Raw genomic sequence first — 21,740 nt, forward strand, 5'->3', positions numbered from 1 at the left:
GTTGCTTGGGGTCAGTCTGTACCGTGGCGCAAATTTTTCGGTATGGCTGACTAGCATGAATGGTAGGGACCTACGCAGTTATCGGGAGCTTCACAAGCCGAAGGGAAATTTCGCGACTCGCTCTGAATACCTCGAGCACGAACTGGAGATCATGGCGCCGAAGCGCTGGGGAATAAACCTGCCGTTTCGTGACTACCGTTTCGAGTACGAAGATTGGGTGCCAGCCATGGCGGCGACCATCGGCAAGATCGTCATGGTGGCGGCTGTTGTTGCGGCTTTCGCCGGCCCGATGGGGCTTTCCAACGAGTTCGTGATCGAGAACGCGCGCTACGAGATGCTGATCGCAGCACTGCTGTTTGTCGTGGTGTTCTCCGGTTTCCTCAATCCCACGGCCAACCTGGCCGGGACCCATGGCCCGCTGATTCCGTTGATCCCCCTGATCGTCGCATCGGGCGGGCATCCTATGGCGCTGGGGATCATGGTGGGTGTGCTCGGTTTCACCCTGGGTGTCTTCAAGGGCGGCAGTCTGTTGGCGCGTCTGACTAGTGATGGCGTTTGTGGCGGATTGCTGCTGTATCTGGGTTTCATTGGCATTACCTCGCAGATCAAGAAGCTGTTCGGTTGGGCCGACAGCTTCGACATGGGCTACATCGCGTTTATCGTGGTGTTCGCCACCATCGTGATGTACGCCTATCTAGAACATATCCGCATGCGCTGGCTGGCGATTCCGCTGGGTTCGGCGCTGGCGGCCGTGATCGCATTTGCATTGGGCGCTCCGTTCGAGTTCACCACCGAGCCGGGTGTGCCCAACCTGAATCCGATGTACTGGTGGGGCGAGACTACCGGCTGGCAGATCGGTCTGCCCGAGCTGCATCACTTCATTGCTGTCGCGCCATTTGCCGTGCTGGCGGTAGCCATGTGGTCGCCGGACTTCCTCGGACACCGCGTGTTTCAGCAGCTGAACTATCCGCCGAAGGCGAAGAAGGTGCTGATGAACATCGATGACACCATGTGCGTTGCGGCGGCACGACAGATCGTCGGGACGTCGCTGGGTGGCGGTAACCTGGCCTCATCCTGGGGCACCTTCATGGTGCCGGCCGCCATCGCCAAGCGCCCGATTCCCGCCGGTGCATTGCTCACCGGCCTGCTCTGTGTGGTTGCGGCGCTTTGGGGTTACCCGATGGATCTGGCGATCTGGCCGCCGGTACTGAGCGTGGCGCTGATGGTCGGCGTTTTCCTGCCGCTGCTGGAAGCCGGTATGCAGATGACCCGTGAAGGCAAGACCTCGCAGTCGGCGGCCATCGTGATCTTTTCCTCGGCGCTGGTTAATCCGGTGTTCGGCTGGTCGCTGACGGTGCTGCTCGACAATCTCGGGCTGATCGGTGACAAGGAGCGTGGTCAGTCCCTGAGCCACCTGCATCGTTGGGTCATCCCGACGATCGTCTTCATCGTGCTCTGCGCCGTGATGCTGGGTATCGGCATGTTCCCGGGCATCCCGGCGATGCTCGAGTCGTTCCGTATCGATCTCTGATCGGCCGGCGGCACGGCATGAAAAAAGGGAGCCTAGGCTCCCTTTTCTTTTGCGTCTGCTTCAACCCTGGCTGTTGGTGATCAGTGTGCCGACGCCGACATCGGTGAAGATCTCCAGCAACACCGCGTTGGGCACGCGACCGTCGATGATGTGGGCGCTGTTGACGCCACCTTGCACCGCTTCCAGCGCGCAGCGGATCTTCGGCAGCATGCCGCCGTAGATGGTGCCGTCGGCGATCAGTGCGTCGACCTGGGCAGTGGACAGGCCGGTCAGTACGCTGCCCTGCTTGTCCATCAGGCCGGCAATGTTGGTCAGCAGCATGAGCTTCTCGGCCTTCAGCGCCTCGGCCACCTTACCGGCGACCAGGTCGGCGTTGATATTGTAGGACTCACCGTTCTCGCCCACGCCAATCGGCGCGATTACTGGGATGAAGTTGCCCTGCACCAGCATTTCCAGCAGCTCGGCATTGACGCCGGTGACTTCGCCGACATGGCCAATGTCGATGATTTCCGGCTTGGTCATCTCCGGTGTCTGGCGGGTCGCCTTGAGCTTCTTGGCGCGGATCAGGCCGGCGTCCTTGCCGGTCAGGCCAATGGCGCTGCCGCCATGCTGGTTGATCAGGCTGACGATGCTCTTGTTTACCTGCCCGCCGAGAACCATCTCCACCACGTCCATGGTCTGGCTGTCGGTGACCCGCATGCCGTCGATGAAGTGGCTTTCGATGTTCAACCGCTTGAGCAGGTCGCCGATCTGCGGACCGCCACCGTGCACCACCACCGGATTGATGCCGACCGCCTTCATCAGCACGATGTCGCGCGCGAAGCCGGTTTTCAGCTCCTCGCTTTCCATCGCGTTGCCGCCGTACTTGATGACCAGCGTCTTGCCGACGAACCGGCGGATGTAGGGCAGCGCCTCGGAAAGTACCTTGGCGAATTGGGTGGCAGCTTCACGGCTGAGGGTCATGCAGGGCTCCGCAAATCAGAACGGCAGTTTGAGATCGGGTGCAACGTTGAGCAGCTGTGCGCGGAAAACGTCCTGAATGCGGCTGAGTTCTTCCTCGCTGTCGGCCTCGAAGCGCAGCACCAGAACCGGTGTGGTGTTCGAGGCGCGGATCAGGCCCCAGCCCTTGGGATAGTCGACCCGTACACCGTCGAGGGTGATCAGGTTGGCTTCGCCCCACTGAGCGTCACGTTGCAGGGCGTCCATGATGGTGAATTTGCTTTCCTCTGTCACCGTGATGTTGATCTCCGGTGTCGAGATATCGCAGGGGAACGCGGCGAACACCTGCTCGGCGTCACGCTTGTCCTGGCTGAGGATTTCCAGCAGGCGCGCGGCGCTGTAGATGCCGTCGTCGAAGCCGAACCAGCGTTCCTTGAAGAAGATGTGCCCGCTCATTTCGCCAGCGAGCAGCGCACCGGACTCCTTCATCTTCTTCTTGATCAGCGAATGGCCGGTCTTCCACATCACCGGCCGGCCGCCGTAACCACTGATCAGTGGAGTGAGGCGACGGGTGCATTTGACGTCGAAGATGATGTCGGCGCCTGGATTGCGCGATACCACATCCTTGGCGAACAGCATCAGCAGGCGGTCCGGATAGATCATGGTGCCGGCGTTGGTCACCACGCCGACGCGGTCGCCATCGCCGTCGAAAGCCAGACCGAGATCGGCCTTCTCGGATTTAACCTTGGCGATCAGGTCGACCAGATTTTCCGGTTTGCCCGGATCCGGATGGTGATTCGGGAAGTTGCCGTCGACCTCGCAGTACAGCGGGATCACGGTGCAACCCAGTGCCTCGATCATGCGTGGGGCGATGACGCCGGCGACGCCGTTACCGCAGTCGACGACCACCTTCATCGGTTTGGCCATGGCGATGTCACTGCGAATCTGCTGGAAGTAGCGTTCAAGTACATCGACCTGCTCGACCTTGCCCACGCCGCTCGACAGGTCGTTGGTCTCGATGCGCTTGCGCAGGGTCTGGATCTGTTCGTTGGCCAGGGTGTCGCCGGCGATGACGATCTTGAAACCGTTGTAGTCCGGCGGGTTGTGGCTGCCGGTGAGCATCACGCCGGACTTGCCGGCGAGAATGTTGGCGGCGTAATAGAGCACCGGCGTCGGCACCATGCCGATATCGCTGACGTCGCAGCCGCTGTCGAGCAGACCTTGAATGAGGTGCTGGACCAGTTCGGGACCAGACAGGCGCCCGTCGCGGCCAACCGAAACGTTGGGTTCACCCTTGGCGAGGCTCTCGGACCCGATGGCGCGGCCGACCCAGTAGGCGGTCTCGGTAGTCAGGCTGTCGCCGACAACGCCACGGATGTCGTAGGCGCGGAAGATACTGGCGGGCAAATTCGGGGCTTTGGCACTGCTCATTGCGGGTTCTCGCTCCTTGGTGTCGAGGCCGAAGATGTCCTGGTCCTCGTCGAGAATATCGATGTCGAGAATATCGGTGTCCGGCAAGCGCGGATCGACGTACTCGGTAGGTTTGGCGGGCCGAACGGCTGGAGCCGCGGCGGGGGCCTGAGTCGGAGCCGGTCCAGCTTGGCGGACAGGCAGTCGGACCATGTTCCTGGCCAGTGCGTCGAGGACCGGCAGGCTCAAGGCCGGTATTTGGATGGTCTTGCCGGTGGAGAGTTCCTGTAGCAGGCGGCTCATCTGCAACACGTCTTCGCGCAGCCTGCGCTGCTGGCCGCCGAGCACCAGCTGCAGCCCAATCAGCACGCCGGCAATCGCCACCAGGGCGGCCGCGAGCAGGAGCAACGGCATGAGAGTCAGCTGATCGATGGCACCGGGCAGGTAGGCCAGCTTCCAGTTGGCGTTGCCGCTGGCGAGGGTCAGTGCCGAAGCATTGTCGGCTGCGGTGCCGCGCTGCAGCAGCACCTGTTCGGGTGCGCCGGAGAATTGCTGGGTCAGTCGCAGCTGGCCGGCTTCGTCGGGCAGCGTCGGGAGTGTCGCGAACAGGTGCTGGAGATCGCTGACCAGCAGCAGCGTGCCGCGAATCGCCTGTTCACCCTCGGCGCGCAGCGGAATCGCACTGTAGAGCAGCCAGCGGTTGTCGACCTTGTAGGCTTCCGGAGCGGCCGACTGGCCTGCTTCGACCCGCTGTAGCAGATCGAGCGCAGCGAAGTTCAGCGGGCCCGGGCGGCTGGTGTCCGGCACCACTCTGCCGCGCGGATTGAGATGCGCGTCGACCACGCCGGGCAACTCCAGCAGGCGCTGTTCGGCTTCGCGTCTGAGCTCGGTGTCAGCACGGACGACGTCCACCAGGCGTTGCTGCTCCACCGCTGTCTGGGTATCGGCACGCAGCCGCCGCAGCGCCTGCTGCAATGCGCTTGCCTGGCTCTGGCTCCAGGCCTCGGCGAGCTGTGTCCGTTGCTGCTGCTGAGCGCCCTGCTGACCGAGCCAGATCAGCGCGGCGGCCGCGCCGAGCCCGATCAGGCTGGCTGCGAGGCCACCGAGCAATGGCTTGAGGGTGAAACCGCCGCGCTTGCTGCGGGTGTCGGCCGGGTTCAGAACGCCTGAATCCTTGGCGGTGCGCTTGAAGAGTGCCATGAAGCTCCTCGAATCATCCTGAAAGGTAAGCGGTGCGCAGTGACTCAGTGGCTGCCGGAGTGCCCGAAGCCGCCAGCGCCGCGGTCGCTGCTGTCGAAACTGTCGACCAGTTCGAAGCGGGCCTGTACCACCGGTACCAGCATCAGCTGCGCAATACGCTCGCCGACGGCGATGGTGAAGGCGCTCTGGCCGCGGTTCCAGCACGACACCATCAGCTCGCCCTGGTAGTCCGAGTCGATCAGCCCGACCAGGTTGCCGAGCACGATGCCGTGCTTATGGCCAAGGCCCGAGCGCGGCAGGATCAGCGCCGCGAGCCCCGGATCGCCGATGTGGATGGCAATGCCGGTGGGAATCAGCAGCGTCTGGCCCGGCTCGAGCACCGTGTCGCTCTGCAGCATGGCGCGCAGGTCGAGGCCGGCAGAGCCCGGTGTCGCATATTCGGGAAGGGGGAAGTCCTGGCCGAGGCGAGGGTCGAGAATCTTGGCTTGGAGTGCGTGCATGTCAGGACTCTTTGTAGCGGTCGGCAATGAAGGCCACCAGCGCGCGGGCGATATGTCCCTTGCTGGCCTGGCCGAAACGGGTTTCGTGTTGCTGGCGGTCGATCACGCTGACGGCGTTGTCTTCGCTGTTGAAGCCGATGCTGGGGTTGGCCACGTCATTGGCGACGATCAGATCGAGATTCTTGTCGCGCAGCTTGCGCGTGGCGTACTCCAGCAGATTCTCGGTTTCTGCGGCGAAACCGACGCAGAACGGACGGTCCGTGCGGCTGGCCAGCGTGGCGAGGATGTCCGGGTTGCGCACCATCTGCAGCAGCAGGCCGTCACCGGTCGTGGGATCTTTCTTCAGTTTGTGCGGTGCCACCACTTCCGGGCGGTAGTCGGCTACCGCCGCTGCGGCGACGAGAATGTCGCAGGGCATCGCCGCTTCGCACGCGGCAAGCATGTCGCGGGCGCTGACCACGTCGATGCGCTGCACGCGATCGGGCGTCGGCAGGAACACCGGGCCGGTCACCAGCGTGACCCGCGCACCGGCCTCGGCGGCCGCCTCGGCCAGAGCGAAGCCCATCTTGCCGGAGCTGTGGTTGGTGATGTAGCGAACCGGGTCGATGTTTTCCTGGGTTGGACCTGCAGTGATCAGCAGGTGCTTGCCCGTCAGCAGGCCGGTCGCGAAGCAGTCCGCGGCGGCCTGGGCGAGTTCGTCGGCCTCGAGCATGCGGCCCATGCCGACATCGCCGCAGGCCTGGCTGCCGGAGCCGGGGCCGAACAGACGAATGCCACGTTTCAACAGCAATTCGCGATTGGCCTGAGTGGCCGGGTCGGCCCACATGGCCTGGTTCATGGCCGGCGCCAGGGCGACCGGGGCATTGGTCGCCAGCACCACGGTGGTCAGTAGATCATTGGCGACGCCTTGGGCCAGGCGTGCCATGAGGTCGGCGGTGGCCGGCGCGATCAACACCAGGTCGGCCCAGCGCGCCAGTTCGATGTGACCCATCGCCGCTTCGGCGGCGGGGTCGAGCAGATCCAGATGAACCGGGTGGCCGGAGAGCGCCTGCAGGGTGAGAGGCGTGATGAACTCACGTCCGCCCTGGGTCATAACAACCCGGACTTCGGCACCGTGGTCGCGCAGGCGACGGACCAGTTCGGCGCTCTTGTAAGCGGCGATACCGCCGCCGACGCCCAAGACGATGCGTTTACGATACAGCCGCTGCATAGGCCTGCCTTGTAATCTCGTAGGGACTCTCCGGAGTGAGAACCAGGTCAGAACACGCCCGATACCCCGGAAAAATGACGGGCTAAGATAGCACAGCGCCCACAGCGGAAAAGTGGGCTTGCTCGACAGGGAGAGGACATGAGCATACGTGACTGGCCGGCGGCGGAGCGGCCGCGGGAAAAGCTACTCGAACAGGGCGCTGCCGCGCTTTCCGATGCCGAATTGCTGGCGATATTCCTGCGCACCGGGGTTGCCGGCAAAAGCGCGGTGGATCTGGCGCGGCACCTGCTCGCCGAGTTCGGCAGCCTGCGCGCGCTGCTGGAGGCGGAGCTCGATCAGTTCAGCGCGCACCTGGGCCTGGGGCCGGCGAAATTTGCCCAGCTGCAGGCTGTGCTGGAGATGGCCCGCCGGCATCTGGCCGAGCGGCTGCGCCGCGATTCGGCACTGGAGTCGCCGCAAGCGGTGCGCGACTACCTCAAGGCTCGCCTGCGCCACGAGCCGCACGAGCTGTTCGGCTGTCTGTTCCTCGATTCCAAGCATCGCGTGCTGGCCTTCGAGGTGCTGTTCCACGGCACCATCGATGGCGCCAGCGTCTACCCGCGGCAAGTGGTTAAACGTGCCCTTGCGCAGAATGCGGCGGCGGTCATCCTCACGCACAACCATCCATCGGGCGTGGCCGAGCCGAGCCAGGCGGATCGTCAGCTGACCCTGAGGCTGAAAGAAGCGCTGGCGCTGATTGATGTGCGGGTGCTCGATCACTTCATCGTCGGTGACGGCGAGCCCCTGTCGATGGCCGAATACGGCTGGATGTGAGTGCTACGCCAGCAGCGGCACCAGCAGCAGTGGGCCGAGCACCAACAGCACGAAACGGCCGTTCCAGCCGAAGGCGATGCGCCACGGCGATAATTGCGCGTGGCGCGCCAGCATCAGTGCCGAGGGGCCATAGGGCGACAGCAGCATGGCCAGCGAAAAGCCGATCAGCAGCGCCACTGCCGGCTGCATGATCGCCACGCCGTGTCCGGCCAGCTGCGCGAGCAGTGCGGCGCACAGGCTCAGGGAGATGATTGGCGCGACACCGAGCAGGGCAAGGGCGATGATCGCCAGCATGCCGGCACTGCCAAGACCGAACAGCGCCAGCGGCGTGCTGCTGAAGTGGCTGGCGAGTTGTTCGACCGGGATCAGCACCGCCGTGAGGCCGCCAAGCAGTGCCGAGCAGGCGAAGATGAAGGTTTCGTTGCGCATGCCGGCCAGGGTGTCGCGTACTTCGGCATAGGCCGTTGTCGGCGATCCACCCTGATACAGCAGCAGCCCGACCACCGCGAGCGGCACCAGCAGCATGGCGGCCTGGGTCGCCGACAGTGGGGTCAGGCTGGCCAGCAGCGCGATCAGCAGGATGCCGAGCAAACTGCCGTATAGCAGGTTGCGCAGCCCCTTTGCCGACCCGGTAGCGCTCGAGCCACTTGCCGGGGCAGCGGTCTCCCGCAACTGCCGCAGACGATGGTTTTCCATCGGCCAGCCCACCAAAAGCAGGATTGCCCCGCAGACCAAGCCGAATGGCAGCAGGGCGCTCCAGCTCAGTCCCGGCAACTCGCGGGTGAGGATCGCCACCGCCACGCTGGTCGGTGCCAGCAAGGGCACCAGAGCGAAGCCGCGCAGGGCTGTCACCATCACGCCCCTGGCACCCTCGCGGCGCTGGCTCGGGCTATGCGACTGCCGGTCCAGATAACGTTCCAGTGAACCGCAGACCAGATTGAGCATGCCGAAACTCAGCACCGAGCTGATCGCAAAGGTACTGAACAGGTAGCTTGGATAGAGGCTGGTACGGGGTAGACGCAGTAAGAGCCGATGCAGCTCGCCGAGCTGCGGCATCCGCTTGACCGCGCAATGGGCAAGCCCGAGCGCGCCGATGAACGCGCCGTAGTAGGCCGCCGCGCCGAGCATCCGCTGGGTCTGCTGCCAGTCGGGGTCACGGAGCAGTGCCCAGTAGGCGAACAGCCCCAGCGTGACCAGCCCGAGCCGGCGCGGATAGGGCATCAGCGAGCGCCAGTGCCAGGCGAAGAAAAGCACCAGCAGCGCACCACTGATCACGCTCGGGAACTGCAGGCGCGTTACCAGCGCGAATAGCTCGCAGACGAGCGCCAGCGGGAGCAGGGCAAGCATCGCTCAGGGCAGCTCGCTGCGCAGCTTGCCGCGCTTGTATACGCCTTCGCCGAAGGCCAGCAAGTGGTCCTTTTCGTCCAGCAGGTCGCAGCTGGCCATGAACACCTTGTGCCCCGCGGAGCGGCAGACAGCGACAGCGCGGATGCGGCTGCCGACTGGTGCCGGTGCGCTGAAGTTGACGTTCATCGACAGCGTGGTCGCCACGCGGCGCTGTTCCGGCTGTTCCACCCAGGTTCCGCAGAGGCCCATCGCCACGTCCAGCAGGGTCGCCGTGACGCCGCCGTGCAGGTTGCTGGCGTTGTTCAGGTGACGCGGCAACAACAGCAGTTCGACCACCGCGCGCTCCGGGCCGTACTCCTTGAGCTGGCAACCGAGGTCCTGGAAGAACCCGGTCAACGAGCTTTCGACCTGTTGCAGTGTGGCGGCTGGATAGGGTTGATCGGACATGAGCGAGCGGGTTCGGTGGCTGACTTGCGCTGGAGATTGGCAGTCTTTACGCTCATGGTCAATTCGATGGAATCTTGTTCCGCACTGCGGAATACCGCATTGTTCGTGAGGAGGTTTGCATGTTTGAGCGTATCGGCATCGTCGGCGCGGGCGCCATGGGCCGCGGGATCGCGCAGTTGTTCGCCAGCGCCGGCAAGCAGGTCTGGTTGCACGATGCACGCAGCGCGTCGATCAGCGAGGCGCTGCGCTTCAACCGCGAGCTGCTAGAACGCGGCGTGGCCAAGGGGCGGCTGAGCGTCGCCGAGCTGGACGCCACGCTGGCCCGAATGCAGGCGGCGCCTGCGCTGGCCGATCTGTCCGGCTGCGATCTGGTGATCGAGGCGATCGTCGAGAATCTCGAGGCCAAGCAAGCGTTGTTCATCGAGCTGGAGTCCTTGCTCGCCGAGGACACGGTGCTGGCGACCAACACCTCATCGCTTTCCGTCACACGCATCGCTGCCGCCTGCCAGCATCCAGAGCGGGTGGCGGGTTTTCACTTCTTCAACCCGGTGCCGTTGATGAAGCTGGTGGAAGTGGTGCGCGGTGAGCGCAGCGATCCGCAGGTCATCGAGCGGCTGGTCAAACTGGCCGAAGAGGCTGGGCATTTTCCGGCAATCACGCCGGATACTCCCGGCTTTCTGGTCAACCACGCCGGTCGCGCCTACAGCACCGAGGCGCAGCGCATCCTTGCGGAGGGTATCGCCGATGCCGAGCAGATCGACCGCATCCTGCGCGACGGCCCGGGCTTTCGCATGGGGCCGTTCGAGCTGTTCGATCTCACCGGGCTGGATATTTCCCATGCGGTGATGGAGTCGGTGTATCAGCAGTTCTATCAGGACCCGCGCTATACACCGTCCTACCAGGCGGCGCAGCGGGTCGCCGCGGGGTTGCTCGGACGCAAGACCGGACAGGGTTACTACCGCTACGAGAACGGCCAGCAGATCCGCACGCCGGAGCCGCAATGGCGGCCGATAGTCGTCGAGCGCCCGTTCTGGCTGGACAGTCAGGATGCCGAATTGCGCGGCCGGCTGGCGGCGTTGTTGTGCGGGGCCGGTACTCAGCTGGAAACCGGTGAGGCGCCGTCTGAGCGCGCCATCTGCCTGATCACCCCGCTGGGCGAGGATGCCAGCACGATGATCGCCAGGCTTGATCTGCCCGCCACCCGCAGTATCGCCTTCGACCTGTTCGCTGACTTCGATCGGCGCCGGGTACTGATGCGCCAACCGGCGCTCGACCCCGCGCTCGAGGCACAGGCGCAACAGGCCCTGAGTCACGATGGCGTGCCGGTGGAGGTGATCAACGACTCGCCCGGCTTCGTCAGTCAGCGGGTGGTGGCGAGCATCGTCAATCTCGGTTGCGAGAGCGCGCAGAAGGGCATTGCCGACCCGCAGATACTCGACCGCGCAATCACCCTGGCGCTTGGCTATCCGAAAGGGCCGCTGGGCTTTGCCGAGCATTACGGTGCGGGCCGAATTCTCGCCATCCTTGAGGCGATGCAGGGTTGCTATGGCGGCGAGGCACGTTATCGCCCCAGTCCCTGGCTGCGCCGGCGCGTGCGGTTGTGCCTGCCGCTGACCGCGCCTGATCGTCCGGTTGCCGACTGACGACCGGCGGTGCTCGGAGAAGGAGGTCCATCGCTTCAGTTTGTGTGGGCGCGGCCGTTAAGCCTGGAGTAAGCCTCCGATGACGGCACGTTGCTACTAAGGCACTACTGTTCTTTATTGGAGGGTATGGGTACAACGTCGGATCAATCCGACAAGAACAAGAGGCCGACCATGAGCCCCGCCTACCGCCATCCGAAGGCCGCCGTGTTCCATGCCGTGCTGATCATCGGTCTGCTGCTCGTGCATTACTGGCTGGCACCGCCCCTGCTGGTGACCGGTGCGCTGCTGATGCTGGCGGCGCTCTGGCCCTGGTTCACCTCGTGGGGGGCGGTGGCCGGCGGCGCCACGGCTGCCGACGAGGCGCCACAGAGCTTCGCCGAGCTGACCAAGAATCTCTCGCGCAATACCTGTCACAACGCGCTGTCGGCTGCTCAGGTCGCCTTCAGCGCCGAGCAGCTGGCCATCCGCCTGAAGTCACAGCTGCAGGCCGTCAGCGAAATCGCCAATGGTGCCCAGGCTATCGCCGCCACCGAGCAGGACAGCGCCGAGCGGGCCCGCCACACACTGGATGCCGCGCAAGCGGTGCGCGAGCGCAGCGATACCGGGCAAGCCGAACTGCAGCGCGCCATCGAACGCATGCAGCAACTGAGTGCTCAGACCCACGCCAGCCGCGAGCTGATTGACGGGCTTTCGGCGCGGACGGAGGAAATCCGCCGCATTACCGACGTGATCGAGTCCATTGCCAGCCAGACTAACCTGCTGGCTCTCAACGCAGCCATCGAGGCCGCCCGTGCCGGTGAGGCCGGCCGCGGCTTTGCCGTGGTCGCCGACGAAGTACGCAGTCTGGCGGCGCGCACCTCCAGCGCTACCGAGGAGGTCGGTCGCATGGTGGCCGACATTCGCCAGCAGAGCGAAGCGGTGGTCAGTTACATCCAGCGTCAAGGCAACGAGCTGGACGCCGCGGCCGAGCAGATCGCCACCACCGGTGAGCAGCTCAGCGGCATCGCCGAACTGGCCGGCAGCGTCGAAAGCCAGGTCGAGCAGATCACCACCGGCACCGCCGACAACCATCAGCGCCTGACCGGACAGTTCGTCGCCCTCGATCAGCTGCGTACCGATGCCCTGGACAGCGAGGAGCAGACCCGCCAGCTCGAGCTGGCGGCGGAACGCCTGGTGGCTCAGGCCGAAAGCGCCAGCGAGCAACTGGCCGAGGTCCAGCTCGACGATTATCACCAGACCATGTTCGACCTGGCGCGTCAGGGGGCTGCGGCCATCAGCGCGCGTTTCGAGGCCGATATCCAGGCCGGACGCGTCAGTCTCGATGACCTGTTCGACCGCAATTACCGGGCGCAGGCCAATACCGATCCGGTGAAGTATCAGACCCGCTTCGACCGCTATGCCGACGAGGTTTTGCCGGCGATTCAGGAGCCGGTGCTGCAGAAGCATGCCGCATTGGTCTACGCCATCGCCACGACGCCGGAGGGCTACGTGCCGACCCACAACCGCGCGTTCAGCCAGCCACCGGTGGGCAACCCGGAAATAGACCGGGTCAAGAGCCGTAGCAAGCGCCTGTTCAACGACCGCACCGGCGGGCGCTGCGGCAGTCATCAGCGCCGCCTGCTGTTGCAGACCTACAGTCGCGATACCGGGGAGCTGATGCATGACCTGTCCGTGCCGATCATGGTCGGTGGGCGTCACTGGGGCGGCTTGCGGCTGGGCTATCGTCCCGAGCAATAGCCCGGCAACCACCGATGTTGGCGCGATCGCCCTGTGTCCGGCGGTGCTCCAGCCGCTGCGACCGGCTAAGCTTGGTGAGACGCGACTTCCGGAGATGCCGCCAATGAAGACCCTCACCGATCATTTGGCACAGTACGCGGCCTATCATCGCGATCCACGCAACCTCCTGACCCATTTCATCGGCATTCCGCTGATCGTGCTGGCGGTGGCGATCCTCCTGTCGCGGCCGGGCATCGAATGGGCCGGGTTGTGGCTAAGCCCGGCGGCACTGGTGTCGCTCGCCGCTGCGGTTTTCTACCTTCGCCTGGATCTGCGTTACGGCTTGCTGATGAGCGCCGTGCTGCTGCTCTGCGTATGGCTGGGCGCAGTTCTGGCCGGCGCAACGATGGCGCTGTGGCTGGGCGTTGGCGCGGGATTGTTCGTGCTCGGCTGGATCATCCAGTTCATCGGGCACTACTTCGAGGGTCGCAAGCCGGCGTTCGTCGACGATCTCACCGGGCTGATCATCGGGCCTTTGTTCGTCGCTGCCGAGCTTGGTTTCATGCTCGGTCTGCGCGAGCCGCTGCGCCTCGCCATCGAGGCGCGGGTCGGTCCTGTGCGTCTGCGCGACTCAGCCGCCCACGGCTGAGTCAGGGCTTCGCCGCCATCCACTGATCGCTGAGGCTGCGCGCATGGCGGTCGACCATGATTGGCGCGAACGGCCGGCCTGAGGCGGTGGTGAAGTTGTTGCTGCCGCTGTTCATGTCTTCCAGCGCCACCTTGAGGAAATCCCAGCGGGTCTTGAGTTTGGCCAGCGCGGGATCGCGCTTGCCATCCAGTTCGGCCAGCTGAGCGTCGATCGCCGGCACCAGGTGGCGCTCGTCCTGCCCGAGATAGGTGTCCGGCTGTTCGCGAGCGATCTCGAACGAGCCGATGTAGGCACGGCTGAGGTATTGAACGGCCAGGTATTCAACCTTGGCCGGCAGTTCGGCCTGAGCGTCCGCCCCTTGCTGAGCGCGAACGGCGGTGAGGAAGTCGCGCAGTGCCTTGCTCATCTCCAGCGGCCAGCCCCAGGGCATGTCGTCCTCTTCGTAGCCGAAGCCGGCGCCTTCGCGCAGCCGAGCCTGAAGCGCCTGGTGGCTTTCGCGCAGGGCGCTGGTGGGATTGGCGACATTGAGTAGGGCTGCATTCAGCGCGCGGATGTCGTCTTCCAGACGCAACAGGTGCGCCTTCTGAAAGCCTTCGCCGCGGTAGAGCAGCAGGCTGCTGGTCGCGCGATTGGCGTGGATCTGCAAGTTCTGCAGCGCAGAGATGGTTTCGGGCGGGGCCGCCTCGGTAAAGCCGGGCAGCATTACGAGTATCAGCAATAGCCAGAAGCGAGTTAAACGGTCCATTGTCGTGCTCCTTTTTATTTTTATAGAAGCTATGCGTGCATGGCAGCAGCACGCTGGAGCCTAACGGACTGCTGGCCGAGTGGTATCACCCCAAAGAATGATTTGTGACGGCTTGTAGCCAAACGGACGACATCGTGCGGCAGCTTGTTGCGAACCTAGTGGCCTGTGCGGTGAGTTGGTTGAGGCAAGTTCGGCTGAACATGACTCCGGGGCAAGGCGCTGCGACGGGTCATAGCGGGCCTATGGCAAGGAGCAGCAACGCGGTATCGGGCCATGGGCGCCGAAATGACCAACCGAACTTACCAAACAGGCCACTAAAGCATCTTCTCCAGGCCGATGACGTCGGCGAACCAGGCGTTGAAGCGTCGCCAGAGCCCGCCTGGCTCCTTTTCGATGGTGCGCAGCCGGCCGCCATCCTCTGCGATCCACGTGAGCTGCTTGCGGCCGTCGCGCTCCACCAGGCGAACTTCGTAGCTCAGTGCCGGCGACATACCCTCCAGCGTGAGGCGGTGGACCTCGCGGGCCAGTTCGTGGCTTTCCACCAGAATCCCCACCTCGGTGTTCCACAGCACCGAGCGCGGATCGAGATTCAGCGAGCCGATGAAAACCTTCTGCTGGTCGAATACCGCTGCCTTGCTATGCAGGCTGGATTCCGACTCGCCGAGAAAACTGTAAGAGGCTTCCTGCTCCGGCTGCCGGCGCAGTTCGAACAGGCGCACGCCGAGTTCCAGCATGGCCTCGCGGTAGGGCGCATAGCCGCCATGCACGGCCGGCACGTCAGTGGCCTCCAGTGAGTTGGTGAGGATACGCACGGTCACGCCCGCACCGGTGCGATCCGCCAGGTAGTCCACGCCGCTATCGGTCGGCACGAAGTAGGCCGAAACCAGTGTCAGCTCGCTGCTCACGGCCTGCATGGTCGGTGCAAGTTGCGTGGTCAGCAGCAGCGATGACGCCGGTACGCCTTCGGCGAGCAGTTTTTCCGGCGCGTCCCACATCGCCCTGCCTGGTGCCCAGATCAGTTCGTCCAGCCACTGCTGCAATTGCGGGCGCTGCTTGTACTGCATCAGGCGCTGGTACTGCTCGCTGTTTTCCTGTTTGGCCTGCTGCAGGTAGTCGCTCAGCTGCTGGCGCGCCTTGTCCAGCTGGCGCGGTTTCGGTTGCCACCAGAGAAAATGCTGGATAGGCACGCTCAGCTGGTTGTTCCAGTAGCGGTCGAAACTCTTGCCGAGTTGCTCGGCGACCGGGCCGGCGCCAAGCAGATCAATGTCGGTGAAGTTCATCGCCTGGTCGGCCTCGAAGTACTCGTCGCCGAGATTGCGTCCACCGACGACGGCCAGGCTGCCATCGACCAGCATCAGCTTGTTGTGCATGCGCCGATGCTGCAGCGAAAGGTGCAATAGGCGTCCCATGGATCGGGTGATGGCGTTGCTGCGGCCGAGGTGAAGCGGGTTGAAGACGCGGATCTGAATATTGGGGTGCGCGGCCAGAGTGCCGATGCGGTAGTCCTCGCCATGGCTGGTGGTGTCATCCAGCAGCAGCCGCACGCGCACGCCGCGGTCGGCGGCTTGCAGCACTTCGTCGATCAGCGCACGTGTGGTGAGGCCGTCATGGACGATGTAGTACTGGATATCGAGGCTGACCTGCGCCGCGCGGATCATCTCGGTGCGTGCGGCGAAGGCTTCGGTGCTCTCCGGTAGCAGGCGAAAACCCGAGTGGCCGTAGGCGTGTTCGGTGGCGAGCTGCTGGATGCGCCGGCCAAGCGGCGACGCGTCCGGTGTCACGGAATAGGACTCGGTTGGCGTGGGGTGGCTGGCACAACCGGCCAGCAGCAATAGCAGCAGGAGCGTCAGGTAAGTGCGCAAGGTTTCTCCGGGTATGCATCCTTTCATTCATGCTTGGACGTTGCGCTTCGTCCGAAAATTCAGAATCGGTCCTTCAGTCGATACCAGAGCATGCCCAACGCCAGCAGTGGCGAGCGCAGTGCCGGTCCGCCGGGGAAGGTCGGATGCGGCACTTTGGCGAACAGATCGAAGCCGCTGCTTTGCTGGCCGGCAATGGCTTCGGCAAGCAGGCGACCGGCCAGGTGCGTGGCATTCAGCCCGTGGCCGGAATAGGCCTGGGCGTAGAACACGTTGGGATGTTCGGCCAGGCGACCGATCTGCGGCAGCCGGTTGGCGCCGATGCCGATCATCCCGCCCCACTGATAGTCGATGCCGATGCCGACCAGCTGCGGAAATACCTCGAGCATCTTCGGCTGCATATAGGCGGCGATGTCCTTTGGGTCACGGCCGGAATAGTGACAGGCGCCGCCGAACAGCAGACGGCCATCGGCGCTGAGACGGAAGTAATCGAGCGCCACGCGCTGATCGCAGACCGCCATGTTCTGCGGCAACAGCTCGCGGCAGAGCGGCTCAGGCAGGCGCTCGGTGGCGATGATGTAGCTGCCGGCCGGCAGCACCTTGCCGGCGAGCTTCGGTTGCAGGCCGTTGAGGTAGGCATTGCAGGCCAGCACCAGGTTGTCCGCGTGCACCACGCCCTGAGCCGTATGCACCTTGACCTGCGGGCCGTACTCGATGCGCTCGACTGCCGACTGCTCGAACAGCCGCACGCCCAGCGACTGCGCCGCCGCCGCCTCGCCGAGTGCCAGATTCAGCGGGTGCAGGTGGCCCGAGCCCATGTCCAGCAGGCCGCCGAGGTAACGCTGCGAGCCCACCACCGTGACCAGGTTGGGACGCGACACGCGCTGCAGAGGATGTGGATAGCCGAGGCGCAGCAGGTCGGAGTACTCCTCGTCGAAGTCTTTCAGATGCCGCGGCTTGGTCGCCAGGTCGCAATAGCCCCAGGTCAGGTCGCAGTCGATGGCGTAGCGCTCGATGCGCTGGCGGACGATGTCGACGGCTTCGAAGCCCATGCGCTTGAGTTCATCGACGCCTTCTTCGCCGATGATCTTGCTGAACTGCTCGACGTCATGGCCGACGCCGCGGATCAGTTGCCCGCCGTTGCGCCCGCTGGCGCCCCAGCCGATTCGGTGCGCTTCCAGCAGGATGACGCTGAGGCCCCGCTCGGCCAGTTCGATGGCCGTGTTGAGGCCGGAGAACCCACCGCCGACGACGCATACGTCGGCCCGCTGCTCGCCCTGCAGCGGCTCGAAGGCCAGTTCGCGATTGACGCTCGCGGCATAGTAGGAGGGTGCATGTACGGCGCCGTTCGGCGCGGATGCGCGGTGATTCATCAAGGTGTCATGAGAGGTCTGCATGCGCCTAGGGTAGACCGGAGCGAGGCCGCGGAGCAAAGCCGGGCATGACCAGCGGTGCATAGCAGGCTGCCCGACGAGGCCGCAGAACTGGCCGTCATCGGCTCTAGTCCGGGACCGGCAGGTCGAGGGATTCCTTGATCTCTTCCATCACGATATAGCTCTTCGATTCGCGCACGTGGGGCAGCTTCAGCAGGATGTCGCCGAGCAATTTGCGGTAGGAGGCCATCTCCGAAATCCGCGCCTTGACCAGGTAATCGAAGTCGCCGGACACCAGGTGGCATTCGAGCACGTGGGGCAGCTTGAGCACGGCGCGGCGGAATTCCTCGAAGATGTCGCCGGACTTGTACGCCAGGCTGATCTCGACGAACACCAGCAGCCCCGCCTTCAGATGCTGCGGGTTCAGCCGCGCCGAGTAGCCCATGATGATGCCTTCGCGCTCCAGGCGCCGGACGCGCTCGGTGCAGGGCGTGGTCGACAGGCCGACGCGCTCGCCCAGCTCGGTGAAGGGCAGGCGCCCTTCGGCTTGGAGAATGCGCAGGATGTGGCGGTCGATCTTGTCCAGTTCGCGTCGCGTCTGGTGCCGGGTTCTCAAGGGATATGCCCTCCAAATAAAGCGTCGATGGCGTGAATAACAGCCAAAGATAGCTTTTTATATGGTGAATAACACTGCTTGAGCATTTTTATACTCCGTTTCAATAGTGATCCGGAAAAGCCCGTTCGAGCGGGTGGGAGGCTGCAATGCGTGTACTGGTATTGGGTAGCGGCGTGGTCGGCACTGCCAGCGCCTATTATCTGGCGCGGGCCGGTTTCGAAGTGGTGGTGGTCGACCGGCAGCCGGCGGTGGCGATGGAGACCAGCTTCGCCAATGCCGGGCAGGTCTCGCCCGGCTATGCTTCGCCGTGGGCGGCACCTGGCATCCCGCTGAAGGCGATGAAGTGGCTGCTGCAGCGGCATGCGCCTTTGGCGATCAAGCTTACCGGTGACGTCGACCAGTACCTGTGGATGGCGCAGATGCTGCGCAACTGCACGGCGGCCCGCTACGCGGTAAACAAGGAGCGCATGGTGCGCCTGTCCGAGTACAGCCGTGACTGCCTCGATGAGCTGCGCGCGGAAACCGGAATCGCCTATGAAGGTCGTCAGCTCGGCACCACGCAGCTGTTCCGCACCCAGGCGCAGCTTGATGCCGCCGCCAAGGACATCGCTGTGCTGCAGCGCTCCGGGGTGCCCTACGAGCTGCTCGATCGCGCCGGCATTGCACGGGTCGAGCCGGCTCTGGCGAAGGTTTCGCACAAGCTCAGCGGTGCGCTGCGGCTGCCCAATGACCAGACCGGCGACTGCCAGATGTTCACCTCGCGCCTGGCGGAAATGGCCGTGGCGCTCGGCGTCGAGTTCCGTTTCGAACAGAATATTCAACGCCTCGACTACGCCGGCGACCGGCTGGCCGGTGTGTGGATCGACGGCAAGCTGGAGACGGCCGATCGCTACGTGCTGGCGCTCGGCAGCTACAGCCCGCAGATGCTCAAGCCGCTGGGCATTCGTGTACCGGTCTACCCGCTCAAGGGCTATTCGCTGACCGTACCCATAAGCGATCCGGCGATGGCACCGCAGTCGACCGTGCTCGATGAAACCTACAAGGTCGCCATCACCCGCTTCGATCAGCGCATCCGTGTCGGTGGCATGGCGGAGATCGCCGGGCACGATCTGTCGCTCAACCCGCGCCGGCGGGAAACCCTGGAAATGGTGGTGGGCGACCTCTATCCACAGGGCGGCGATCCGTCTGACGCGGTATTCTGGACCGGCCTGCGACCGGCCACGCCAGATGGCACACCGATCATCGGCGCGACACCCTATCGCAACCTGTTCCTCAATACCGGCCATGGCACCCTTGGTTGGACCATGGCGTGCGGCTCCGGCCGTGTGCTCGCTGACCTGCTGGCGTCCAAGCGTCCGCAGATCAGCACCGAGGGGCTGGATATCTTCCGTTACGGCAAGCACAAGGAGACCCGTAAACATGCCCATCCGGCGGCTGCACACTGAAACCCGCTATAGCGAAGCGGTGATCCACAACGGCGCGGTGTATCTCTCCGGGCAACTGGCCGATGACCTGACCGGTGATATCCGCGAGCAGACCCGCGAAACGCTGTCGAGCATCGAACGCTTGCTGGACGAGGCGGGTACCAGCAAGACGCGCCTGCTTTCGGCAACCATTCACCTGAAGGACATCGCCGCCGATTACGCCGGTATGAACGAGGTGTGGGATGCATGGATCACACCGGGCACGGCGCCGGCACGGACCACGGTTCAGGCCCTGATGTATTCGCCGGATGTGCGGGTCGAGATCACCGTCGTCGCTGCCATGCCAGATCTCGCCGGCCCGGTCCTCTGACCCTTGGGAGAGCCGCGCGTGCCGGGCGACGGCTCGTCCGGAGCCAGTGTTGTAAATTCTGAACGCCATTGCCATGATAGCCCCCTCTTCGCATCGCTCTTGAAAGGGGGCTCCCGTATTGGACGTTGGCGTTCGACTGCAAACCATCCGCAAGCTCAAGGGTCTGTCCCAGCGTGAACTCGCCAAGCGTGCCGGCGTTACCAACAGCACCATTTCCATGATCGAAAAGAACAGCGTCAGCCCCTCGATCAGTTCGCTGAAGAAGGTGCTGAGTGGGATTCCCATGTCGCTGGTGGAGTTCTTTTCCCCCGACTTCGAGCAGGACAGCGACACCCAGGTGGTCTACAAGGCCGGCGAGTTGATCGATATATCCGACGGCGCGGTGAGCATGAAACTGGTGGGCAAGGCGCATCCGGGACGAGCCATCGCCTTTCTCGACGAGACCTATCCGCCGGGCTCCGACACTGGAATGGACATGCTCTCGCACCAGGGCGAGGAGGCCGGGATGCTGGTCGAAGGCCGTCTGGAGCTGACCGTGAACGGTCAGGTGTACGTGCTGGAGAGCGGCGATAGCTACTACTTCGAGAGCAGCAAGCCGCATCGTTTCCGCAATCCGTACGACGCGCCGGCACGGTTGATCAGCGCGACGACGCCGGCGAACTTTTAACCGCAGCGGCCTTGGTTCATCCGAAAGTTGCGCTGCGACAAAGCGTCGCGGAGAAACGCCGGGCCTTTCGTATTGTTTCGGCTGGCATGGCTTGCCGTTATACTGACCGCCGCTCGCGATACCGTGGCCGCGGGCGTGTCTAGCCACAATGAGGGTGTAAGGTGAACCTGATTAAGAAGATCCTGGTAGCACAGACTGCCGTATTGGCCCTGTGGGCAATGAGCGCTCAGGCTGCGACCGACGAAGCAATCGCCGAGCGCCTCAAGCCGGTGGGCGAAGTATGTATTCAAGGTGAAGAGTGCGCAGCCGCTGGTGCCGGCGCTGCCGCAGCCGCCGGTGGTGCCGCCCGTAGCGGTTCCGACGTGTACGGCAAGTTCTGCACTGCCTGCCACGGCTCCGGCCTGCTGAACGCGCCGAAGACCGGTGACAGTGCAGCCTGGACGGCCCGTGCCGATGCTGCCGGTGGTCTGGACGGCCTGCTCAAGCACGCCATCAGCGGTATCAATGCCATGCCGCCGAAGGGCACCTGTGGCGACTGCTCCGATGACGAGTTGAAGGCCGCTATCCAGCACATGTCCGGCCTCTGATCGAGCGCTAGGCGTCACCAGCAAAGCCGCCTCCTGGCGGCTTTGTCGTTTCTGCGGTGAGCAAAGCAGGCAGCTCTCGAGTCGAATTCGATACGGCCTACCGGTCGGATTCCCGTGACGACAGAGGAGCCCCGCATGCCCAGTTCCGCACCACAACCCGAACAGCTGCACCTGGCCAGTGACGGGCGCACGCCCAACAGCCCGCATCCGGTGTTGATCTACCGCCAGCTGCCATTGGCCGGACCAAGCCCCGCGGAAGCCTTCGAGCGACTGTTCGACAGCCATCTGTGGCCGTCTGCCTGGCGTGGGACGGTTTACGACTACCATCACTACCATTCCACCGCCCACGAAGCGCTCGGCGTGGCCAGCGGCTGGGCGCGGGTCATGTTGGGTGGTGATAACGGTCAGGAGGTCGAGCTGAAGGTGGGCGACGCGCTGGTGCTACCGGCCGGGACGGGGCATTGCGCGCTCGAGGCCAGCACAGATTTTCAGGTGGTGGCGGGTTATCCGGTCGGCCAGCAGTACGACATGCAGCGGCCTGACGCGGCCACCCATGATCAGGCGCGTGAGCGAATTGCCCAAGTCGGCGTGCCCATCAGCGATCCGCTGGCAGGCACGCAGGGTGCGCTGGTGGCGCTATGGCGCGCAGAGGCGCCGCCGGCCGGTTGAGCCGGGTTCAGCTTTTGAGCTGCGC

General features: G+C 64.3%; 20 protein-coding genes. 10 read left to right on the forward strand and 10 right to left on the reverse strand.

All coding sequences use genetic code 11. The features are described 5' to 3' along the window. The first annotated feature begins 55 nt into the window (after nucleotides 1-55). Nucleotides 56-1,531, forward strand: a complete 1,476-nt coding sequence (locus F753_RS31330; RefSeq protein WP_080902081.1) for a DUF3360 family protein — start codon at nucleotides 56-58, stop codon at nucleotides 1,529-1,531. Between the two features lie 60 nt (nucleotides 1,532-1,591). Here the strand turns inward: F753_RS31330 and argB are convergent, their stop codons facing one another. The 4 genes from argB to coaBC are packed head-to-tail and all read right to left on the reverse strand — an operon-like array spanning nucleotide 1,592 to nucleotide 6,790. Next, on the reverse strand, nucleotides 1,592-2,494 hold the full coding sequence (gene argB / locus F753_RS31335; RefSeq protein WP_003295449.1) for an acetylglutamate kinase: 903 nt from the start codon (nucleotides 2,492-2,494) through the stop codon (nucleotides 1,592-1,594). 15 nt (nucleotides 2,495-2,509) lie between these two features. After that, a complete protein-coding gene (locus tag F753_RS50235) occupies nucleotides 2,510-5,080 on the reverse strand; it encodes a phosphomannomutase/phosphoglucomutase (protein WP_023444583.1) in 2,571 nt (856 codons plus the stop codon). A gap of 44 nt (nucleotides 5,081-5,124) precedes the next feature. After that, entirely contained in the window at nucleotides 5,125-5,580 is a 456-nt protein-coding gene (gene dut, locus F753_RS31345; protein WP_003283360.1) for a dUTP diphosphatase, read from the reverse strand. 1 nt (nucleotide 5,581) lies between these two features. Beyond that, the gene (coaBC, locus tag F753_RS31350) at nucleotides 5,582-6,790 is read right to left on the reverse strand and encodes a bifunctional phosphopantothenoylcysteine decarboxylase/phosphopantothenate--cysteine ligase CoaBC (protein ID WP_014821797.1); all 1,209 of its coding nucleotides are present in this window, start codon (nucleotides 6,788-6,790) and stop codon (nucleotides 5,582-5,584) included. Nucleotides 6,791-6,928: 138 nt separating this feature from the next. Here coaBC and radC point away from each other — a divergent pair, with 138 nt between their 5' ends. After that, complete coding sequence (radC, locus tag F753_RS31355; protein WP_023444584.1) at nucleotides 6,929-7,603, forward strand: RadC family protein; 675 nt, start codon at nucleotides 6,929-6,931, stop codon at nucleotides 7,601-7,603. A 3-nt stretch (nucleotides 7,604-7,606) separates the two neighbouring features. Here radC and F753_RS31360 read toward each other — a convergent pair whose 3' ends face one another. After that, a complete protein-coding gene (locus tag F753_RS31360; RefSeq protein ID WP_023444585.1) occupies nucleotides 7,607-8,950 on the reverse strand; it encodes a hypothetical protein in 1,344 nt (447 codons plus the stop codon). A gap of 3 nt (nucleotides 8,951-8,953) precedes the next feature. Continuing rightward, entirely contained in the window at nucleotides 8,954-9,397 is a 444-nt protein-coding gene (locus F753_RS31365) for a PaaI family thioesterase (protein WP_023444586.1), read from the reverse strand. A 119-nt stretch (nucleotides 9,398-9,516) separates the two neighbouring features. Here F753_RS31365 and F753_RS31370 point away from each other — a divergent pair, with 119 nt between their 5' ends. The 3 genes from F753_RS31370 (at nucleotide 9,517) to F753_RS31380 (ending at nucleotide 13,405) form a co-directional block, all read left to right on the forward strand. Continuing rightward, on the forward strand, nucleotides 9,517-11,040 hold the full coding sequence (locus tag F753_RS31370; protein WP_023444587.1) for a 3-hydroxyacyl-CoA dehydrogenase: 1,524 nt from the start codon (nucleotides 9,517-9,519) through the stop codon (nucleotides 11,038-11,040). Between the two features lie 171 nt (nucleotides 11,041-11,211). Next, entirely contained in the window at nucleotides 11,212-12,777 is a 1,566-nt protein-coding gene (locus F753_RS31375; RefSeq protein ID WP_023444588.1) for a methyl-accepting chemotaxis protein, read from the forward strand. Nucleotides 12,778-12,880: 103 nt separating this feature from the next. Then, on the forward strand, nucleotides 12,881-13,405 hold the full coding sequence (locus tag F753_RS31380) for an Mpo1 family 2-hydroxy fatty acid dioxygenase (RefSeq protein WP_023444589.1): 525 nt from the start codon (nucleotides 12,881-12,883) through the stop codon (nucleotides 13,403-13,405). A gap of 1 nt (nucleotide 13,406) precedes the next feature. Here the strand turns inward: F753_RS31380 and F753_RS31385 are convergent, their stop codons facing one another. From F753_RS31385 to F753_RS31400, 4 genes are all read right to left on the reverse strand, one after another. Further along, nucleotides 13,407-14,150, reverse strand: coding sequence for a hypothetical protein (locus tag F753_RS31385; protein WP_023444590.1), 744 nt, complete (start codon nucleotides 14,148-14,150; stop codon nucleotides 13,407-13,409). Nucleotides 14,151-14,464: 314 nt separating this feature from the next. After that, nucleotides 14,465-16,012, reverse strand: a complete 1,548-nt coding sequence (locus F753_RS31390; protein ID WP_023444591.1) for a phospholipase D family protein — start codon at nucleotides 16,010-16,012, stop codon at nucleotides 14,465-14,467. Between the two features lie 59 nt (nucleotides 16,013-16,071). Further along, nucleotides 16,072-17,382, reverse strand: coding sequence for an NAD(P)/FAD-dependent oxidoreductase (locus tag F753_RS31395; protein ID WP_023444592.1), 1,311 nt, complete (start codon nucleotides 17,380-17,382; stop codon nucleotides 16,072-16,074). A 127-nt stretch (nucleotides 17,383-17,509) separates the two neighbouring features. Continuing rightward, on the reverse strand, nucleotides 17,510-17,998 hold the full coding sequence (locus F753_RS31400) for an Lrp/AsnC ligand binding domain-containing protein (protein ID WP_003295466.1): 489 nt from the start codon (nucleotides 17,996-17,998) through the stop codon (nucleotides 17,510-17,512). A gap of 146 nt (nucleotides 17,999-18,144) precedes the next feature. Here F753_RS31400 and dadA point away from each other — a divergent pair, with 146 nt between their 5' ends. The 5 genes from dadA to F753_RS31425 all read left to right on the forward strand — a co-directional run bounded on the left by dadA (nucleotide 18,145) and on the right by F753_RS31425 (nucleotide 21,715). Next, complete coding sequence (dadA, locus tag F753_RS31405) at nucleotides 18,145-19,443, forward strand: D-amino acid dehydrogenase (RefSeq protein WP_023444593.1); 1,299 nt, start codon at nucleotides 18,145-18,147, stop codon at nucleotides 19,441-19,443. Then, a complete protein-coding gene (locus F753_RS31410) occupies nucleotides 19,418-19,792 on the forward strand; it encodes a RidA family protein (RefSeq protein WP_003297843.1) in 375 nt (124 codons plus the stop codon). The genes dadA and F753_RS31410 overlap by 26 nt, the downstream gene beginning before the upstream one ends. 118 nt (nucleotides 19,793-19,910) lie before the next feature. Continuing rightward, nucleotides 19,911-20,459 carry a cupin domain-containing protein gene (locus F753_RS31415; RefSeq protein ID WP_003297842.1) on the forward strand — a complete coding sequence of 183 codons (549 nt, stop codon included), beginning with the start codon at nucleotides 19,911-19,913 and terminating at the stop codon, nucleotides 20,457-20,459. Nucleotides 20,460-20,620: 161 nt separating this feature from the next. After that, nucleotides 20,621-21,046 carry a c-type cytochrome gene (locus F753_RS31420; RefSeq protein ID WP_014821785.1) on the forward strand — a complete coding sequence of 142 codons (426 nt, stop codon included), beginning with the start codon at nucleotides 20,621-20,623 and terminating at the stop codon, nucleotides 21,044-21,046. Nucleotides 21,047-21,181: 135 nt separating this feature from the next. Next, the gene (locus tag F753_RS31425) at nucleotides 21,182-21,715 is read left to right on the forward strand and encodes a cupin domain-containing protein (protein ID WP_023444594.1); all 534 of its coding nucleotides are present in this window, start codon (nucleotides 21,182-21,184) and stop codon (nucleotides 21,713-21,715) included. The last annotated feature ends 25 nt before the right edge of the window (nucleotides 21,716-21,740 follow it).

The organism is Stutzerimonas chloritidismutans AW-1 (genome assembly GCF_000495915.1).
GTDB classification, from domain to species: domain Bacteria; phylum Pseudomonadota; class Gammaproteobacteria; order Pseudomonadales; family Pseudomonadaceae; genus Stutzerimonas; species Stutzerimonas chloritidismutans.

Coding starts and splice junctions, on each gene's coding strand:
- F753_RS31330 (WP_080902081.1), top strand. CDS start 56: ATGAATGGTAGGGACCTACGCAGTTATCGGGAGCTTCACAAGCCGAAG.
- argB (WP_003295449.1), bottom strand. CDS start 2,494: ATGACCCTCAGCCGTGAAGCTGCCACCCAATTCGCCAAGGTACTTTCC.
- F753_RS50235 (WP_023444583.1), bottom strand. CDS start 5,080: ATGGCACTCTTCAAGCGCACCGCCAAGGATTCAGGCGTTCTGAACCCG.
- dut (WP_003283360.1), bottom strand. CDS start 5,580: ATGCACGCACTCCAAGCCAAGATTCTCGACCCTCGCCTCGGCCAGGAC.
- coaBC (WP_014821797.1), bottom strand. CDS start 6,790: ATGCAGCGGCTGTATCGTAAACGCATCGTCTTGGGCGTCGGCGGCGGT.
- radC (WP_023444584.1), top strand. CDS start 6,929: ATGAGCATACGTGACTGGCCGGCGGCGGAGCGGCCGCGGGAAAAGCTA.
- F753_RS31360 (WP_023444585.1), bottom strand. CDS start 8,950: ATGCTTGCCCTGCTCCCGCTGGCGCTCGTCTGCGAGCTATTCGCGCTG.
- F753_RS31365 (WP_023444586.1), bottom strand. CDS start 9,397: ATGTCCGATCAACCCTATCCAGCCGCCACACTGCAACAGGTCGAAAGC.
- F753_RS31370 (WP_023444587.1), top strand. CDS start 9,517: ATGTTTGAGCGTATCGGCATCGTCGGCGCGGGCGCCATGGGCCGCGGG.
- F753_RS31375 (WP_023444588.1), top strand. CDS start 11,212: ATGAGCCCCGCCTACCGCCATCCGAAGGCCGCCGTGTTCCATGCCGTG.
- F753_RS31380 (WP_023444589.1), top strand. CDS start 12,881: ATGAAGACCCTCACCGATCATTTGGCACAGTACGCGGCCTATCATCGC.
- F753_RS31385 (WP_023444590.1), bottom strand. CDS start 14,150: ATGGACCGTTTAACTCGCTTCTGGCTATTGCTGATACTCGTAATGCTG.
- F753_RS31395 (WP_023444592.1), bottom strand. CDS start 17,382: ATGAATCACCGCGCATCCGCGCCGAACGGCGCCGTACATGCACCCTCC.
- dadA (WP_023444593.1), top strand. CDS start 18,145: ATGCGTGTACTGGTATTGGGTAGCGGCGTGGTCGGCACTGCCAGCGCC.
- F753_RS31410 (WP_003297843.1), top strand. CDS start 19,418: ATGCCCATCCGGCGGCTGCACACTGAAACCCGCTATAGCGAAGCGGTG.
- F753_RS31425 (WP_023444594.1), top strand. CDS start 21,182: ATGCCCAGTTCCGCACCACAACCCGAACAGCTGCACCTGGCCAGTGAC.